Origin of the sequence: Aliisedimentitalea scapharcae (genome assembly GCF_045277565.1) — a bacterium.
GTDB classification, from domain to species: domain Bacteria; phylum Pseudomonadota; class Alphaproteobacteria; order Rhodobacterales; family Rhodobacteraceae; genus Aliisedimentitalea; species Aliisedimentitalea scapharcae.
Genome location: NZ_CP123584.1, coordinates 587,501 through 605,479, shown reverse-complemented (window position 1 = coordinate 605,479; position 17,979 = coordinate 587,501). Strand labels below are relative to the sequence as shown.

Below are 17,979 nucleotides of genomic sequence, written 5' to 3'. Positions count from 1 at the left end.
GGTTCGCCGCGGCTTTGCTTATCCGGCAAAAGGCAAACAGCCATGCACAGTTTCATGACGGGATTGGCCAGAAAGATGGCCATGATCGGCGGGCTCATCCTGAGCGTTCTCATCATTCTCACCTGCATTTCGATTACCGGACGCCTGTTGAACGGTTTCTTTCACAGCGACTTGATGGAAGGCATCGCGCCCGGTTTTTCAAAATGGATGATCAATCTGGGTGTTGGACCAATCAACGGCGACTTTGAATTGGTCGAAGCAGGCGTTGCCTTTGCAATTTTTGCCTTCCTTCCCCTGTGTCAGATCACCGCGGGCCACGCGTCGGTGGATATTCTGGCGAACTCTTTTTCCAAGCGAGTGAACCGGTTCCTGCGCATGGTTACCGAAATCGTGTTTGCAGTGGTCCTTGTTCTGATTGCCGTCAAATTGGGCGATGGAATGCTGAGCAAACTGAAAAATGGAGAGACCTCGTTTCTTCTCGAATTCCCGGTCTGGTGGGCCTATGCCGCCAGCCTTGTTGCCGCCATCGTCGCCGCCATTGTCGGCACCTATATGGCCTGCATCCGCACTCTTGAATTCTTTACAGGCCGCATCCGGATCTGGGACGGCGTGGAGGCTGAATAATGACTACCCTTGAAATCGGCATCGCGTCTTTTCCGGCCTTGATGGTCCTGATCTTTCTACGGGTCCCTATCGGGCTCGCCATGTTTCTGATTGGATTGATCGGCCTGGTGATCGTCACTGACGGCACCCAAGTGGCCTTTGGCCGGCTCAAAAGCGAGACCTATTCAACCTTCTCCTCTTATTCGCTGACCATCGTGCCGATGTTTCTGCTGATGGGACATTTCGCGACGTTGGGCGGCATGTCCAATGCGCTGTTCAAAGCGGCCGAGGGTTTCCTGGGGCATCGCCGCGGTGGTGTTGCCATGGCCGCCATCGGGGCCTGCGCTGGGTTTGGTGCGATTTGTGGATCGTCGCTGGCCACCGCGGCAACCATGGGCCGCGTTGCCCTGCCCGAACTCAAGGAATATGGTTATGCAGGTGGGTTCTCGACGGCCACGCTGGCTGCCGGTGGCACATTGGGCATCCTGATCCCGCCGTCGGTGGTGCTGGTAATCTATGCGATCCTGACCGAACAGAACATTGCCAAACTGTTCCTCGCAGCCTTTGTACCGGGCCTGCTGGCGGCGCTCGGCTATGTTATCGTGATTTCGATCTATGTGCGCCTTTATCCTGAAAGCGCAGGCACCCGCCCGGCAATTCCATGGGCGGACCGCTTTGCGGCCCTCTTTCGGGTCTGGCCGGTTCTGATGGTGTTCGGCGCTGTTGTGGGCGGCATCTACGGTGGCCTGTTCACCCCAACCGAAGGTGCCGCTGTCGGAGCCTTTGGCACCGGATTGATTGCCTGGTTGAACGGCGGGCTGGATCGTCCCAACCTGATCGACAGTTTTCTGGTAACCGCGCGTTCAACGGCAATGATCTTTTTCATCGTGCTGGGTGCCGGGTTTTATAATGGCTTCCTCGCGCTGACCCAGGTCCCCCAAGAACTGGCTGACTTCGTTGTCTCCCAAGGGTGGAGCCCTTGGGTCGTGCTTGCCATGATCTTGTGCTTCTATCTGGTCTTTGGTTGCCTGATGGACAGCCTTTCAATGATCCTTCTGACTATCCCGATCTTCTTCCCTGTGATTTCCGCCATGGATTTCGGATTTCTGTCGCTTGCCCAAGAACAGGCAGACGCGGCCTTGGCCGTTCTGAATGCGGGTATCCCCGAAGGTATGGGGGCGGAAATGCTGGATTCGATCCGTCAATCCATTGCCTCGGGTGCCGAACTGACCCGTGAACAGATGAAAGAACTGGGTATCCGGGTCACACAGGGCAAGATCAACCGTCTGGAATCCGAATTTGTTGCCATCTGGTTCGGCATCCTGGTTCTGATCGTGGTCGAAGTCGGCTTGATCACTCCGCCCGTTGGGATGAACCTGTTCATCATCAACGCGATGGACCGGAAAACCCGGATGGTCGATACCTACAAGGCGGTCATGTTCTTTGTCGCCTCGGACATTGTTCGTGTGATCATATTGGTCATGTTCCCAACCATAACCCTGCTGTTCTTACCAGGGTGGTTCTAAACAGCATCAAAGCCGGGGAAATTTCCCCGGCTTTTTGTTGGGTTGACGCGGTTCAGAGACAGTTGCAATCTAAACGTGCGGCCCCGTTCCTGGCGCACTTGTCGATCCGGCATTCACGAAACATGCCTTGGATAGATCACGTGTCGATCAGAACGCATTGGGGGCATCAGGCAAACCAATATACTCTAGCCGCCCGTTAGGACCCACGTGACCCAAAAACAGACCACACTCCCCCGACACAAAACAAATCGGCCAACCGTTTCCGATCAGGTTCTGCGAAAATTTACCAGTTACTCGGTGCGTCGCACTGCCAGCGTCATCTACGCTGACATCAATCGGTCGTTGAAACACCTGGGACTTCGCATGATCAGCTTTTCGGTTTTGACCATGGTCGCCCGGAATCCCCATATCAGACAGGCAAACCTGGCCGAAGCGCTGGGAATGGAACGGCCAAACCTGGTGGCGATTGTCAACGAATTGCAAAATGTCGGTTGGGTCATCCGCATTCCCGACCCTACCGACCGGAGAGCCTATGGCCTACGGATCACGACGGCAGGACGTAACGTTTTGTCAAAAGCAACTGCAGAAGCCAACGCCCATGAGGCTAAGGTCACTCAGCATTTGGACGATGACGAGCGGCAGATTCTGATACGCGCGCTGAAAAAGATCGAGGACGCAACCAAACAAGGGGGATGACATGGCCAGACCAAAGTACCGCACCCAAAAGGTTTCACGACAAAACCGGGCGGACGGATCGATTTTACTCAGGTCTGAATATGCATTGTCCCCAACGGCCAACAGCACAAATGACTGGCTTGAACAGTGGGCCCATTCGCGTCCTGACGCTGTTTTTCTTGCAGAGCGAAGCGGAGCAGGCTGGCGCGAATTGCGATATGGTGCGGCTCTGGAACAGGTGCGATCCTTGGCGGGTGGCCTTCTGGCACGCGGGTTAACCGCCAAAACACCTATCCTGATCCTTTCGGGCAATGGCATAGACCACGCGCTTGTGACTCTGGCTGCGCATTATGTCGGCATTCCTACTGTCCCGGTGGCCGAGCAATATTCGCTGATCCCCGGTGCTGACTCCCAACTCTCCTACATCACTGATCTGATCGACCCCGCACTGGTGTTCGCCGTCGATGGCCAGACATTTGCCAAATCTCTGGCTCTGGATGTCATGGAAGGTCGTGATCTGGTGGTGGCGCAGTCGCCCGGCCCCGGTATGACCACATTGGATGAACTGTCTCGCAGTGACGTCATGGAGGTCACCACCGCACGCAACACCGTTGGTCCGGACACCATTGCCAAGATCCTTATGACTTCGGGTTCGACATCAGATCCCAAAGGCGTAATCACCACCCAAGGCATGATGTGCACCAATCAGGCGCAATACATTGGCGCTTTGCCCTTTCTCGACAGCCATCCGCCTTGCCTGGTTGACTGGCTCCCCTGGAATCATGTGTTTGGTGGCTCAAACAACTTCAATCAGGTTCTATGTCATGGCGGAAGCCTGTATATCGACGACGGCAAACCAATCCCGGCCTTGATCGGGCGGACCGTCGAAAACCTGCTGCTGAAATCACCGACCGTTGCCTATAATGTTCCGGTTGGCTTTGGCCTACTGCGCACTGAAATGCAGAACAATGATGCACTGAAGCAGGCCTATTTTCGGCACATGGACATGCTGTTTTATGCCGGAGCCCCCCTGCCCCCGGACATCTGGAGCGATCTGGATGACATGGCCCGATCCGTGCGCCCGGACGGGATTATGATGACTACATGCTGGGGCATGACCGAAACTGCTCCGGCGTGCATCTTCCAGCATCAGCCTGCGGCCAGTGTGGGATTGGTGGGTGTCCCCCTGCCCGAAGTCACAGCCAAATTGGTCCCTGACGGGCCAGACAGGTACGAACTGCGCGTAAAAGGTCCGAACATCACGCCGGGATATTTTCAGGCATCGGCACAAACCGAACAGGCCTTTGACAACGAAGGGTTCTTTTTGACCGGCGACGCCATGACTTTTGCCGACATGGACGATGTGAATGCCGGGTTGAAATTCGCTGGACGACTGTCCGAAGATTTCAAGCTGGCAACTGGAACTTGGGTCCGGGCCTCCGATCTTCGAATGGCAGTCTTGAGCGCATTGAAACCATTGGCGCAGGATGTTGTTCTGACCGGTGAAGGGCGGGACGCAGTTGGGGTTCTGATCCTTCCCGCTCCCAATCAGATTGCCAAGGCTGACCTGTCGCCTCGTCCCGGCCTGATCTGCTCTGACGCCCTGCAACAACAGATCGCAGACCGCCTGGCCCCTTTTTCAGATCCATCCCGCGGCAGTGCAAACCGTATCACCCGCGCCTTGATCCTGTCAGAAGCACCAATGATGGCTGCCGGAGAGATTACGGCCAAGGGTAATCTGAATTTCCGAAAGCTGCTGACCCGGCGCGCTGCCTTGGTTGATTTGCTCTATGGCCCATGGATTGCGGAACAGATTCTGCTGGCACCTGCATAATGGCGCCACCTCTTTAAGCATTATATTGCATTATTCCAAAAGGAGTGCATTATATCTCCACACGAAGGTTGGCCTGTCTGATCGGCTCACCGAATCGTTCACTCGGAACATCCGGGGACACGCGCGAACAGAGAGGAGCAAGCATGTCAGGTGAAGGCAACGCCGCGAGCTATTTTGTGGATCGCCATCTGGTTGAAGGTCGCGGCGATCACTGTGCCTTTCGCGAGGCAGGCGGTCGCAAACGCCAGATATCATATGCAGAGCTGGCCGACCTGAGCGCCCGGACGGCGGGGGCCTTTGAACGTGCCCATGTTCCGCGTGAAGCCCGCGCGTTGATGCTCGTTCTGGATCAGATCGAATTCCCCCAGATCTTTTGGGGGGCACTCAAGGCAGGTGTGGTACCGGTCCCGCTCAACACTCTTTTGGCCACGGATGTCTACGAACTGATCCTGCGTGACAGCCGCGCCACGATCTTGTTTGTCTCCGAAGAATTATGGCCCGTTGTCGCGCCAGCAACCAAATCCGCGCCGGACCTGAAACAGATCGTGGTGATCGCGGATCAGGCCCCCGACGGCACGCAAAGCTTTGCTGATTTCATGGATGGCGCAGGCCCCGTCGATACCGCCGCATGTTCAGAAGATGAAATCGCCTTCTGGCTCTACTCTTCGGGCTCGACCGGCCAACCCAAGGGCGTGCGCCACGTCCATGGCGCACTCAAGGCGACATCGGACACCTATGGGGCCCATGTATTGGGAATTGTGCCACAGGATGTGATTTTCTCCGCGGCCAAGTTGTTCTTTGCCTACGGGCTTGGCAATGGGATGACCTTTCCCATGTCGGTTGGGGCCACGGCGATCCTGTACAATGGTCGCCCAACCCCGGACACGGTCATGGATGTGATCAACGCCGAAAAACCCACTATTTTCTGCGGAGTGCCAACGCTTTACGCCGCAACCGTCATGCACCTGGATCATCATGAAAAACCGGATGCGCCCTTGCGGCGCTGTATTTCTGCCGGTGAAGCCCTGCCAATGGATGTAGGCAAGGCATGGGAAGCCATCTGGGGGGTCGAAATTCTGGATGGTGTCGGTTCGACAGAAATGCTGCATATCTTCCTGTCCAATGCGCCGGGTGACGTGTTGTATGGCAGTTCGGGCATCGCGGTCCCCGGATATGAACTTCGTCTGGTCGACGAAGACGGAAACGACGCCGCTCCCGGTGACATTGGTGAATTGCTGGTGCGCGGAGCCTCGGCGGCGGATGGGTATTGGAATAAACGCGGCAAAAGCCGTAGCACATTCGAAGGGGAATGGACCCGCACTGGCGACAAATATGAAATAACCGCCGATGGCCGTTATATCTATTGTGGCCGCACCGATGACATGTTCAAGGTTTCCGGCATCTGGGTGTCCCCCTTTGAAGTCGAACAGGCTTTGGGCTCTCATCCCTGCGTTCTTGAAGCCGCTGTCGTGCCGGCGCAGGATGACTCAGGACTGGACAAGCCCAAGGCATTTGTCGTGCTCAAGGACACCGAAGGGTCAGATGCGTTGTCGCAGGAGCTGAAAGATCTGGTCAAAGAGCGGGCTGGAAAATGGAAATATCCACGCTGGATAGAGTTTCGCAACGACCTGCCCAAGACGGCAACCGGCAAGATTCAACGATTCAAACTGCGGGGCGAATGATTATGGACACCTTTGACTGGTCTGCCAATCCGCACGGTCTGCTTGACATCGAGGGGGTCCGGCTGGAATGCGCCTGTTATGGACCCTCGCCGGATCAGGCCCCGACCATTGTGCTTCTGCACGAAGGGCTGGGGTCAGTTTCACTATGGCGTGATTTCCCGCAAAAGCTCGGCGCGGCCACAGGGTTTGGCGTCTTTGCCTATTCACGGCAAGGGTATGGGCAATCCCAATCCATCAACCTGCCCCGCCCTCTGGATTTTATGACCCGCGAAGCCCAAGGGCCGCTTCCAGAACTTTTGGATCGGATCGGACTGCAACGCGGGATCTTGATGGGGCACAGCGACGGGGCGAGCATATCGGCGATCTACGCTGGGAGCGTGGCCGATCACCGCATTCGCGGGCTTATTCTCATGGCACCTCATTTCTTTACGGAACCGATTGGGCAGGCTGAAATTGCGCAAGCTCGAATAGCTTTTGAAACCACCGATCTGAAAGATCGGCTCGCCAGACATCACCGCGATCCAGAAGGTGCCTTTCGCGGCTGGAATGACACCTGGCTTGACCCCGAATTCCTGTCCTGGAACATCGGAGATGTGATTGATTATTTCCGCATTCCAACGCTGGCGATCCAGGGGCGCGGCGACCAATATGGCACGTTGGCACAGATCGAAGAGATTGAAACCAGATCTTATGCGCCGGTAGAAATGGTGGTGCTCGAAGATTGCCAACATTCTCCACATTTGGAACAACCTGATGCGGTTTTGGAGGCCGTGACCGATTTTACCCAGAGGCTGGAGCGGATAGAGGCCGAAGTCGTCATTCCTGCGTGATCTCTGTGACACGTTTTAAATCCCCCCCTTTTGCCTATGTTCCGGGTCAGACGCCCCGGCACGATCCATCCCAATTCAATCTCCTGTGCGCCACCGCAAAACCAGGAATGTCGGTTTCCCAGCTCCTGTCCAGCGATGCCTGGGCCGCAGGCATGCAGTTTCTGAATTCAGACTACAACTGGGAAGCGCATGAAGTGTTCGAACCAGTGTGGCAGGCCCTGCCAAACCCGAGTCCGGAACGCACTTTGACCCGTGCATTGATCCAATTGGCCAACGCGCAGCTGAAAAGAAAGATGAACAGACCCAATGCTGTTTTGCGACTGTGTGATCAGGTTGTTGAACTGATGGATGGCCTTCCGAACGACGCCTTTGTGACATGCGGCGTGGTACGGGAGACCCTTGAACACCAGGTGGATCAATTGCGATCCACCGTGATTCTTCGCAATCCCTAATTTTGCACTATATTGCATATTCTCAAGCCAGCTCGACTGGAGATCAATTTAGTCACTCCAAGAAACTTATGTTTTACTGAATGTTACGTTGAGCATTATTTTGCATCATTATCTTTACCCATTCCCAAAGATGTATTAAGTTGCATCAAACCGATCTATTCAGGAGCGCGCCATGTCCAAAGTCATCGACTTTCAGACCGACCCCTCGCGATACCGCCATTGGCGGGTCGAATATGATGGGGAAATTGCCAACCTGTTCATGGATGTGGATGAAAGAGGCGGATTGTTTGACGGCTACGAGCTTAAACTGAACTCTTACGATCTGGGTGTAGATATTGAATTGGCTGACGTGGTTCAACGCATGCGGTTCGAACACCCCGAAGTCAAAGTGGTGATCATGCAATCCGCCAAGGATCGGGTGTTCTGCGCCGGGGCCAACATTCGGATGTTGGGCGGAGCCAGCCACGCACACAAGGTCAACTTCTGCAAGTTCACCAACGAAACCCGCAACACTTTTGAAGCCGCCGAAGCAGACTCTGGTCAGAAATACATGGCTGCTGTCAAAGGTGCCTGTGCCGGGGGGGGATATGAACTGGCTCTGGCCTGCAATTACATCATGCTGACCAATGACAGTTCTTCGTCTGTCGCCCTGCCCGAAGTGCCGCTGTTGGCCGTGCTACCTGGTACCGGCGGGCTGACCCGTGTCACCGACAAACGCAAGGTGCGCCGAGACCTGGCCGATGTTTTCTGTTCCGTCGAAGAAGGCGTCAAAGGTCAGCGGGCAGTGGACTGGAAACTGGTGGACGAGGTTGTCGCCAATTCGAAATTCGACGCGACGGTACAGGACCGCGCTCGGGAGTTCGCCGCTGCATCCTCCAAACCCACCAACATCACCGGGATCGCATTGACCCCACTTCGGCGCAGCTTTGGTGATGATGGTTCGGTCGCCTATTCCAGCGTGGAAGTCACCGTCAATCGAGACGCAGGGCGCGCAACGATCACCATCAGCGGACCCCAAGAAGATGCACCAACCTCTGGTGATGCCTTGCATCAGCAAGGTGCCGATGCCTGGATCCTCCGGGCAGCACGCGAATTGGATGATGCTCTGCTGCATTTGCGCCTGAACGAACGAGAGCTTGGGCTTGTCGATTTTCGCACCCAAGGTGATGCAGACAAAGTTATGGCCCATGAAGCGGTGCTGCTGGAGAACGCCGACAACTGGCTCGCCAATGAGATCCTGAAATATTGGAAGCGGGTGTTGAAGCGGGTCGATATGACGTCGCGCTCGCTGGTGGCGCTGGTCGAGCATGGTTCGTGTTTTGCCGGGCCGCTGGCCGAATTGCTGTGGGCCGTCGACCGCTCTTATATGATGCTGGACGAATTTGAGGGCGATAACCGTCCGATGGCGGCCGTCACACTGAGCCCCGGAAATTTCGGCCTCTACCCAATGGGCAATGATCTGACCCGTTTACAAACCCGGTTCCTGGGCACTCCTGAAACCGTGGATGCCCTGCGGGAGCATATCGGAGAGTCGCTGGAGGCGGACCAGGCCGAAGAACTGGGCCTGATCACCTATGCCTTTGATGATATCGACTGGGAAGACGAAGTGCGGATCTTTCTCGAAGAACGCGCCAGCTTCTCGCCTGATGCGATGACAGGGATGGAAGCCAACCTGCGGTTTGCAGGGCCGGAGACCATGGAAACCCGGATTTTTGGCCGCCTGACCGCCTGGCAGAACTGGATTTTCCAGCGCCCCAATGCGGTGGGGGAAAACGGGGCCCTGCAACGCTATGGCACCGGGATCCGCGGCGAATACGATATGGAACGTGTGTAAAACAAGCGGTGCGTGCAAGCACGCACCCTACGGCGCAACGCGCTGTATGACCTGAGTCAACGGAGGAAAGACATGCTCGACCTGATCAATGTGAGCTACGATACCCAGATCCCAAACAACGTTGGGCTCAGCTCGGACAAACGGGTGCTGAAGGCGCTGGAAAAATGGCATCCCGGCTATATCAACTGGTGGAATGACCTGATCCCGCAAAATTTCCAGGAAAGCATGGTCTACCTGCGCACGGCCGTGTCGGTCGATCCCAAGGGGTGGGCCAAATTCGACTATGTGAAGATGCCGGAATACCGCTGGGGCGTACTGCTGGCGCCTCAGGTCGAAGACCGCCGCATCCCCTGTGGCGAACACGCTGGTGAGCCGGCCTGGCAGGAAGTGCCGGGTGAATACCGGTCGCTGATGCGCCGCCTGATCGTGATACAAGGTGACACCGAACCCGCATCGGTCGAGCAGCAGCGCTTTCTTGGGCTGACGGCACCGTCGCTTTATGACATGCGCAATCTGTTTCAGGTCAACGTCGAAGAGGGCCGCCACCTGTGGGCAATGGTCTATCTGTTGCAAAAGTATTTCGGTCGCGATGGACGGGAAGAGGCCAACGATCTGCTGCGCCGCAGTTCAGGCAGCGAGGAAGCGCCCCGGATGCTGGGGGCGTTCAACGAAGAGACACCGGATTGGCTGTCGTTTTTCATGTTCACCTACTTCACCGATCGCGACGGCAAGATGCAGCTGGAAAGCTTGGCGCAATCTGGCTTTGACCCTCTGTCACGCACCTGCCGGTTCATGTTGACCGAAGAGGCACACCACATGTTCGTCGGCGAAACTGGCGTGGGTCGCACCATCCAACGCACATGCGATGCCATGAAAGAGGCCGGGATCACCGATCCCTATGACATCGACCGGATCCGCGATTTGGGTGTCATCGACCTGCCGCTGATCCAGAAAAAGCTGAACCTGCATTACACGCTGTCGCTGGATCTATTCGGCCAAGAAGTATCGACCAACGCCGCAAACGCGTTCAACGCCGGGATCAAGGGACGCTATATGGAGTCCCGGATTGACGATGACCACAAACTGACCAACGACACATATACCGTCTGGGATATGGAAGACGGCCAACTGGTGCGCAAGGAAGTCCCTGCCCTGACCGCAATCAACATGCGACTGCGCGACGATTATACCAAGGACGCCGCCGGCGGTGTAGGCCGCTGGAACAAACTGATCCAAAAGGCCGGTGTCGAATTCGAAATGAAGCTGCCCCATGAAGCGTTCAACCGCAAAATCGGTGTCTTTGCCGACAAGCTGTTTGATCCGGACGGAGGGTTGGTGACCGGTGCTGACTATGACGCCGGGTTGCCCAAATGGCTGCCGACCAAGGCAGATGGCGATTTCATCCAATCGCTGATGAAGCCGTGTTTCGAGCCTGGAAAATACGCTGGTTGGATTGCACCACCCAAAGTCGGGATCGACAACAAGCCCGGCGATTTTGAATATGTCAAACTTCATATGGCATAACCAACCGTCCGGTGCCCAATCGGGCACCGGTCCCCATCGAGGGTTTTGGGAAATGCCATATCTTGTGCTAACCTATGATTCGTCAGGATAATCCCGACGCGCCACGTTGCATTCTATCGCTCGACCCGACCCATTCCAGTCCGGAGCTCTGTCATGCAGATCAACCGTAGCAAAGCTGAAACCCCACGCGTAAATTCCTTGTCTTCCGAGATCTCGGAGCTTCAAGGTCCCTGTGTCGGGTGCGCGGATTGCGTCGGATTGTGCATGCCGTTGATCGAAGCCTTGGTGGTGCCCGACGTCATCCTGTCCAAGAAACGCGAGACGCAATGACCGCACCGATCAAGCAGCATCTCATTGATCCTGAAATCTGTATCCGCTGTTATACCTGCGAAATGACCTGCCCGCTGGAGGCAATCCTGCATGACGATGACAATGTTGTCGTAGATGCAGAGAAATGCAATTTCTGCATGGATTGCATACCGGTCTGCCCAACCGGCTCAATTGATGAATGGCGGGTGGTTGCCCAACCCTATTCCGTTGAGGAGCAATTCGGCTGGATGGAGCTTCCTGAACAGGAGGACATTGCCGAATCCGGCACGGATCCCGGTTCTGACGAAGCCTTGGATTCCGAAATGGCGGCCTTGCTGGCGCAGGCCCACGCAGGTGCGGGTGGCAAGGCCAAGGCCCCTTCCAGCGCAGCGAAACCCGTAATCAACATGTACAATCTGGGCAAACCCGCGCAGGTCCGGGTGCAGGGCAACTATCGCCTGACTGACGAAAACAGCGACAGCGACGTGCGCCACATCATTCTGGATATGGGTGGTGCGCCAATGCCGGTGCTCGAAGGGCAATCTATCGGTATTTTGCCTCCCGGCACCGACGACACTGGCAAACCTCATCTCCCGCGTCTCTATTCCGTATCCAGCCCCCGCGATGGCGAACGTCCCGGTTATCAAAACATATCCCTGACGGTGAAACGTGAAGAACACGGCGTTTGCTCGAATTATGTCTGCGATCTGAACCCCGGAGACACCATCAATTTGACAGGTCCTTTTGGCTCGACCTTCTTGTTGCCGTCGGATCCACAAGCAGATGTTCTCATGATCTGCACGGGAACCGGATCAGCGCCGTTCCGGGGCTTTACGATGCGCCGGTTGCGGGTGGCGCCTCATGAAACCGGAAAAATGACGCTGGTATTTGGGGCCCGCCGCTCGAGCGAATTGCCTTATTTTGGCCCGCTCAAGAAGATCCCGGACAGCTTTATGACCAAACATTTTGCGTTCTCCCGGCAAAAAGATGGCCCCAAGCAATATGTTCAGGATCGGCTGCGCGACGAAACGGATCGCGTTGCCCAGCTTTTGCAGAACCCCGATGGGTATATCTATATTTGCGGCCTGAAGGCGATGGAGCAGGGAGTTGAAGAGGCGCTCAAGGATATCGCTCGGGGTATCGGTTTGAACTGGTCAGAGCTGCGCAATAGGATGCGCGACGATGGCAGGTACCATGTGGAAACCTATTGAATGACCGCTCACGACACGCGCGCCGACCAAGCGACTTTTGTACATGAAATCCGCGTCGGCTGGGGGGATTGCGACCCAGCCCAGATTGCCTATACCGGCCATCTGCCCCGCTTTGCCCTGTCTGCGATTGACGCCTGGTGGGAACACCATCTGGACGGGGACGGGTGGTTTCAAATGGAGCTGGATCGTGGAACCGGCACCCCGTTTGTGCATATGAGCCTCGATTTCCGCTCGCCGGTTACACCGCGCCACAGATTGATGTGTGAGGTCTGGCCAGTCAAGTTGGGCAATACATCAGTGACCTTTCGGGTCGATGCGCGTCAGAACGGCAGTCTGTGTTTCGAAGGACGGTTTGTCTGTGTGTTCATCGACCCGAACGCATTCAGCCCCAAGTCTCCCCCCGAGGATATGCGCGCCGTGGTCACCGCGAACCTCAGGCCAGAATAGGCACGACTTCGCAAGATACTGCAGGTACGACCCCGTACCTTGGGGATATATCATTGTATTTTGGCGCGATAACCACCAGAGTTGTGCAATATTATTCACAACGATACCGTAGACATGGCCGAAATCACCAACTTCCGTGGAGAGATCACTTCTGACGCTGATGGCGACGCGGTGTCAGCATCCGTAAAGGAAATGATCGGTCGGGTCGGTGACAGGGTCCGAAAGGCGCGGGAACGCAAGGGGATACCACGCCGTGTTCTGTCCGAAAGATCCGGTGTTTCTCCGCGTTATCTCGCACAATTGGAAGCAGGCGAAGGCAACATCTCTATCGGACTGTTGCAGCGTGTGGCGATCGCGCTTGACCATCGTATCGAATGGTTGACCGGCGAAGAAGATCCCTGGACATCCGAAGCTCTGCGCGTGGCTGACCTGTTCCGTTCGGCCAACGCCGATACACAACAGGCCGCTTTACGGGTTCTTGCCCCCGAACCTGTCACAACGATGCGTGCGCAACGGATTTGCCTGATCGGGCTGCGTGGTGCCGGCAAGTCCACGCTCGGCCGGTTGGCCGGACAAGCGCTGACTCTGCCCTTTGTTGAATTGAACACAGAGATCGAAGAGCAAAGCGGTATGCCTGTTGACGAGGTCATGGCTCTTTACGGCCAAGAAGGCTATCGGAAGCTCGAGTATCAAGCGATCAATCGCGTAATTGCAACCTATGAAACCATGATCCTTGCCGTGGCTGGTGGGATTGTTGCGGAACCCGATACGTACACCACATTGCTCAGCAACTTTCATACCGTATGGGTCAAGGCATCACCCGACGAACACATGAACAGAGTCCGCGCCCAAGGCGATGAACGTCCAATGTCGGGCAATCCGGAAGCCATGGAACAGCTGCAGTCAATCTTGACCAGCAGGGAAGCTCTTTACAGCCGCGCCGAAGCCTGTCTCGATACAAGTGGCCAGGACGAAACCCTCTCGTTGGAAGAATTTCTAACTTTGATCGCCAAACACAAATTCCTGGACTAACGCACAGCGAGAGTGTCGCGCGATCCTGGGCCCTTTCTTATGCTGTCATTGATTTTTGTTTGTATTTTTTTTGTGTCGTTTGGAGATTTTATTTGAGGCGCATTCGGGCACGTTGGGGTCTGAGGTTTTATTGCTGTCTTGGGTTATGTTTGGGTGGCTTTGCGTCTCGTATTCGCAAGTTTTTGACCCAAATTCACCGGCATTGGGGCGATGGGGTGCGCATATTGGTGTCATCAGACACGGAGCGGGCCGCAGTTCGGTCACACCGCTCACAGGGAAAGGACCCAGATCATGTTCACCAAAGCCACCTTCGCCGCCGTCGCCGTTGCGCTCACCGCCTCTCTGGCTTCCGCTTCGACCGCGCCGATGCCCGTCCTGGAGACGGGAATGATGCCCGCGAGTTCCAGCTATGAGGTTGCCGACACACGCGGCATGGACAACCGCCAGGACCGCCGGGGCGATCGCCAGGATTGCCGTCAATCCGAAGGTGCCGGGCACGACAAACGCGACTGCAAGCAGGACGCCCGCCAGGCGGGATAATCCCTCAGAGACAATCAATCCTCGGTTTTCGCACCGGATGAGCCAAGCTCGTCCGGTGCGATGGGTTTGAGGCCACGATTTTGTCACCGCATCCTGAGCCCACCGAATTTCCCGAAGGTTTCAGCCCTGTTCCTTGACCCTCTGAATGATCTGCTCGCCGATGTCTCCCACCTTCATTTCTCCGTCCTGTGGTTGGGCGGAGGTTACACAAAGCTGGAGGCGTTTCAGGGCCACACGTCAATTTTGTCGATGACATATCGACTTGCGAGCTATTTAGTTTGTCTGGTGTTTTTTGTTGGGTGTGTGTTTTGGATCGAATTGAGAGATTTTGTGAGTATTTATTAGGTTTGGCGGTGACCTACTCTCCCACGACTTAAGTCGCAGTACCATTGGCGCTTCGGTGCTTAACTTCCGGGTTCGGGATGGGACCGGGTGTTTCACTCGTGCTATGACCACCAAACCGAATAAATACTCACTGTCCGCTCTGGGACAGTGAGAGTGACAGACAGCGTTTTCCAAAGGAAAGCGCGTTGTCACCCATTCATTGTCAGAGCGGATAGAGATCAATCAACATTGTGCTGTCCAAGCCAAGATTTTTTGGGGCTGTATGCTTTTGTTTGGTTCCAGTTTTGTTGGCCTATTGCGCGGAGCGCTACATGAGGCCAGCAGTCTTACTTTTACTGGATCAAATCAAGCCTATCGGACCATTAGTACCAGTCAACTGAACATGTTACCATGCTTACATCTCTGGCCTATCGACGAGGTGGTCTACCTCGGTCCTCAGGGATACCTTGTTTTGAGGGGGGCTTCCCGCTTAGATGCCTTCAGCGGTTATCCTGTCCGAACATAGCTACCCAGCACTGCCGTTGGCACGACAACTGGTCCACCAGTGGTTCGTTCACCCCGGTCCTCTCGTACTAGGGGCAACTCCTCTCAAGTATCCTACACCCACGGCAGATAGGGACCGAACTGTCTCACGACGTTCTAAACCCAGCTCACGTACCTCTTTAAACGGCGAACAGCCGTACCCTTGGGACCTGCTCCAGCCCCAGGATGAGATGAGCCGACATCGAGGTGCCAAACACTGCCGTCGATATGGACTCTTGGGCAGTATCAGCCTGTTATCCCCGGCGTACCTTTTATCCGTTGAGCGATGGCCCTTCCACTCGGGACCACCGGATCACTATGGCCGTCTTTCGACTCTGCTCGACTTGTCAGTCTCGCAGTCAGGCTGGCTTCTGCCATTGCACTCAACGAGCGATTTCCGACCGCTCTGAGCCAACCTTCGCGCGCCTCCGTTACGCTTTAGGAGGCGACCGCCCCAGTCAAACTACCCGCCACACAGGGTCCCGGATCCGGATAACGGACCGCGGTTAGACATCAAGCAGAGCAAGGGTGGTATCTCAAGGGAGGCTCCACAGAGACTTGCGTCTCTGCTTCAAAGCCCACCACCTATCCTGCACATGCTCGGCCTAATGCCAATGTGAAGCTGTAGTAAAGGTGCACGGGGTCTTTCCGTCTAACCGCGGGAAGCCTGCATCTTGACAGGCAATTCAATTTCGCTGAGTCTATGTTGGAGACAGCGGGGAAGTCGTTACGCCATTCGTGCAGGTCGGAACTTACCCGACAAGGAATTTCGCTACCTTAGGACCGTTATAGTTACGGCCGCCGTTTACCTGGGCTTCAATTCAGAGCTCTCACCCCTCCTTTTAACCTTCAGGCACCGGGCAGGCGTCAGACCCTATACGTCGTCTTGCGACTTCGCAGAGCCCTGTGTTTTTAATAAACAGTCGCCACCCCCTGGTTTGTGCCCCCAGCCCCTAGTTGCCTAGGAACCGGGCCTCCTTCTCGCGAACTTACGGAGGTATTTTGCCGAGTTCCTTCAACATAGTTCTCTCAAGCGCCTTGGTATTCTCTACCAGTCCACCTGTGTCGGTTTAGGGTACGATCTTATAGGAGGGCTATTTCCAGGAACCTCTCAGCAGCCCATTCAATCCGATAAGGATGAACTACCTTCGAGATCCGTCACCACTCCATGGCCCAGGAATATTAACCTGGTTCCCATCGACTACGCCTTTCGGCCTCGCCTTAGGGGTCGGCTTACCCTGCTCAGATTAGCTTTAAGCAGGAACCCTTGGACTTTCGGCGAGAGTGTCTCTCACACTCTTTGTCGCTACTCATGTCATCATTCTCACTAGTGATCTCTCCACGGGATCGCTCACGCGCCCGCTTCATCGAAAGCCTCTCTCCTCCAATACTCCCGAAGGAGTTAAGGAGGAATGAGACTATGTCACACTACGCTCTGCTACCATGCACAATGTGCATCCTAGACTTCGGCTCATGGCTTGAGCCCCGTTACATCTTCGCCGCAGGACAACTTGATTAGACCAGTGAGCTGTTACGCTATCTTTAAAGGATGGCTGCTTCTAAGCCAACCTCCTGGTTGTTTTGGTCGTCCCACCTGCTTTCCCACTTAGCCATGAATTAGGGGCCTTAGTCGTAGGTCAGGGTTGTTTCCCTCTCCACTACGGACGTTAGCATCCGCAGTGTGTCTGCCATCTAGTACTCCCCGGTATTCGGAGTTTGGTTAGGATCAGTAAGCCTGTGGGGCCCCATTACCCATCCAGTGCTCTACCCCCGGGGGTATTCGGATGACGCTCTACCTAAATAGATTTCGCAGAGAACCAGCTATCTCCGAGTTTGATTGGCCTTTCACCCCTAGGCACAATTCATCCCGATCTTTTTCAACAGATGTGGGTTCGGTCCTCCAGTGCATGTTACTGCACCTTCAACCTGATCATGCCTAGATCACTCGGTTTCGGGTCTGATCCATCTAACTCATGCGCCCTATTAAGACTCGCTTTCGCTGCGCCTACACCTAACGGCTTAAGCTTGCTAGATAGACCAAGTCGATGACCCATTATACAAAAGGTACGCTGTCAGGCCGCAAGGGCCCTCCAACTGATTGTAGGCGTTCGGTTTCAGGTACTGTTTCACTCCCCTCGTCGGGGTGCTTTTCACCTTTCCCTCACGGTACTGGTTCACTATCGGTCAGTAAGGAGTACTTAGCCTTCGAAGGTGGTCCTCCGATCTTCAGACAGAATTTCACGTGTTCCGCCCTACTTAATACGTCCATCAAAGCTTCCTATACGGGGCTATCACCCGCTATGGCCATGCTTCCCAACATGTTCTAGTCACTCATCTGGCTCGGCTGGTCCCCGTTCGCTCGCCGCTACTAGGGGAGTATCAATTGATTTCCTTTCCTCCGGGTACTTAGATGTTTCAGTTCCCCGGGTTTGCTCTTATAAACCTATGTATTCAGTCTATAAGTACCTGTTTAAGAACATTATAAACTACCGAAGTAATTATAATGAACTTTCAGGTGGGTTGCCCCATTCAGAGATCCATGGATCAAAGCTTATTCTCAGCTCCTCATGGCTTATCGCAGAGTATCACGTCTTTCATCGCCTCTTACTGCCA

14 protein-coding genes and 2 rRNA genes (1 of these 16 running past the window's edge) are annotated in these 17,979 nt (G+C 55.3%); 14 read left to right on the top strand and 2 right to left on the bottom strand.

Annotated elements, in window-relative coordinates; genetic code table 11:
- Positions 1-42: 42 nt before the first annotated feature.
- From QEZ52_RS02805 to QEZ52_RS02740, 14 genes are all read left to right on the top strand, one after another.
- The gene (locus QEZ52_RS02805; RefSeq protein ID WP_406647813.1) at positions 43-624 is read left to right on the top strand and encodes a TRAP transporter small permease; all 582 of its coding nucleotides are present in this window, start codon (positions 43-45) and stop codon (positions 622-624) included.
- Complete coding sequence (locus tag QEZ52_RS02800; RefSeq protein ID WP_406647812.1) at positions 624-2,129, top strand: TRAP transporter large permease; 1,506 nt, start codon at positions 624-626, stop codon at positions 2,127-2,129. The genes QEZ52_RS02805 and QEZ52_RS02800 overlap by 1 nt, the downstream gene beginning before the upstream one ends.
- A gap of 207 nt (positions 2,130-2,336) precedes the next feature.
- Complete coding sequence (locus QEZ52_RS02795; RefSeq protein ID WP_406647811.1) at positions 2,337-2,825, top strand: MarR family winged helix-turn-helix transcriptional regulator; 489 nt, start codon at positions 2,337-2,339, stop codon at positions 2,823-2,825.
- Position 2,826: 1 nt separating this feature from the next.
- Entirely contained in the window at positions 2,827-4,638 is a 1,812-nt protein-coding gene (locus QEZ52_RS02790; protein ID WP_406647810.1) for a feruloyl-CoA synthase, read from the top strand.
- Between the two features lie 143 nt (positions 4,639-4,781).
- Entirely contained in the window at positions 4,782-6,320 is a 1,539-nt protein-coding gene (locus QEZ52_RS02785; protein WP_406647809.1) for a benzoate-CoA ligase family protein, read from the top strand.
- 2 nt (positions 6,321-6,322) lie between these two features.
- Positions 6,323-7,150 (top strand): alpha/beta fold hydrolase, encoded by an 828-nt coding sequence (locus QEZ52_RS02780; RefSeq protein WP_406647808.1) that lies wholly within the window; start codon positions 6,323-6,325, stop codon positions 7,148-7,150.
- Between the two features lie 107 nt (positions 7,151-7,257).
- A complete protein-coding gene (locus QEZ52_RS02775; RefSeq protein WP_406647807.1) occupies positions 7,258-7,602 on the top strand; it encodes a DUF309 domain-containing protein in 345 nt (114 codons plus the stop codon).
- Between the two features lie 172 nt (positions 7,603-7,774).
- A complete protein-coding gene (gene boxC, locus QEZ52_RS02770; RefSeq protein ID WP_406647806.1) occupies positions 7,775-9,436 on the top strand; it encodes a 2,3-epoxybenzoyl-CoA dihydrolase in 1,662 nt (553 codons plus the stop codon).
- A 72-nt stretch (positions 9,437-9,508) separates the two neighbouring features.
- Positions 9,509-10,960 (top strand): benzoyl-CoA 2,3-epoxidase subunit BoxB, encoded by a 1,452-nt coding sequence (gene boxB, locus QEZ52_RS02765; protein WP_406647805.1) that lies wholly within the window; start codon positions 9,509-9,511, stop codon positions 10,958-10,960.
- 153 nt (positions 10,961-11,113) lie between these two features.
- Positions 11,114-11,290 (top strand): hypothetical protein, encoded by a 177-nt coding sequence (locus tag QEZ52_RS02760; protein WP_406647804.1) that lies wholly within the window; start codon positions 11,114-11,116, stop codon positions 11,288-11,290.
- Complete coding sequence (gene boxA, locus QEZ52_RS02755; protein WP_406647803.1) at positions 11,287-12,480, top strand: benzoyl-CoA 2,3-epoxidase subunit BoxA; 1,194 nt, start codon at positions 11,287-11,289, stop codon at positions 12,478-12,480. Before QEZ52_RS02760 ends, boxA begins: the two co-directional genes overlap by 4 nt.
- Positions 12,481-12,927 (top strand): acyl-CoA thioesterase, encoded by a 447-nt coding sequence (locus QEZ52_RS02750; protein ID WP_406647802.1) that lies wholly within the window; start codon positions 12,481-12,483, stop codon positions 12,925-12,927.
- Positions 12,928-13,041: 114 nt separating this feature from the next.
- Positions 13,042-13,959, top strand: a complete 918-nt coding sequence (locus tag QEZ52_RS02745) for a helix-turn-helix transcriptional regulator (protein ID WP_406647801.1) — start codon at positions 13,042-13,044, stop codon at positions 13,957-13,959.
- Between the two features lie 291 nt (positions 13,960-14,250).
- Positions 14,251-14,499, top strand: coding sequence for a hypothetical protein (locus tag QEZ52_RS02740; RefSeq protein WP_406646101.1), 249 nt, complete (start codon positions 14,251-14,253; stop codon positions 14,497-14,499).
- Between the two features lie 345 nt (positions 14,500-14,844).
- On the opposite strand, the gene rrf is transcribed toward QEZ52_RS02740, so the two are convergent.
- A 5S ribosomal RNA gene (rrf, locus tag QEZ52_RS02735) occupies positions 14,845-14,959 on the bottom strand.
- Between the two features lie 226 nt (positions 14,960-15,185).
- Positions 15,186-17,979, bottom strand: a 23S ribosomal RNA gene (locus QEZ52_RS02730) (it continues 34 nt past the right edge of the window).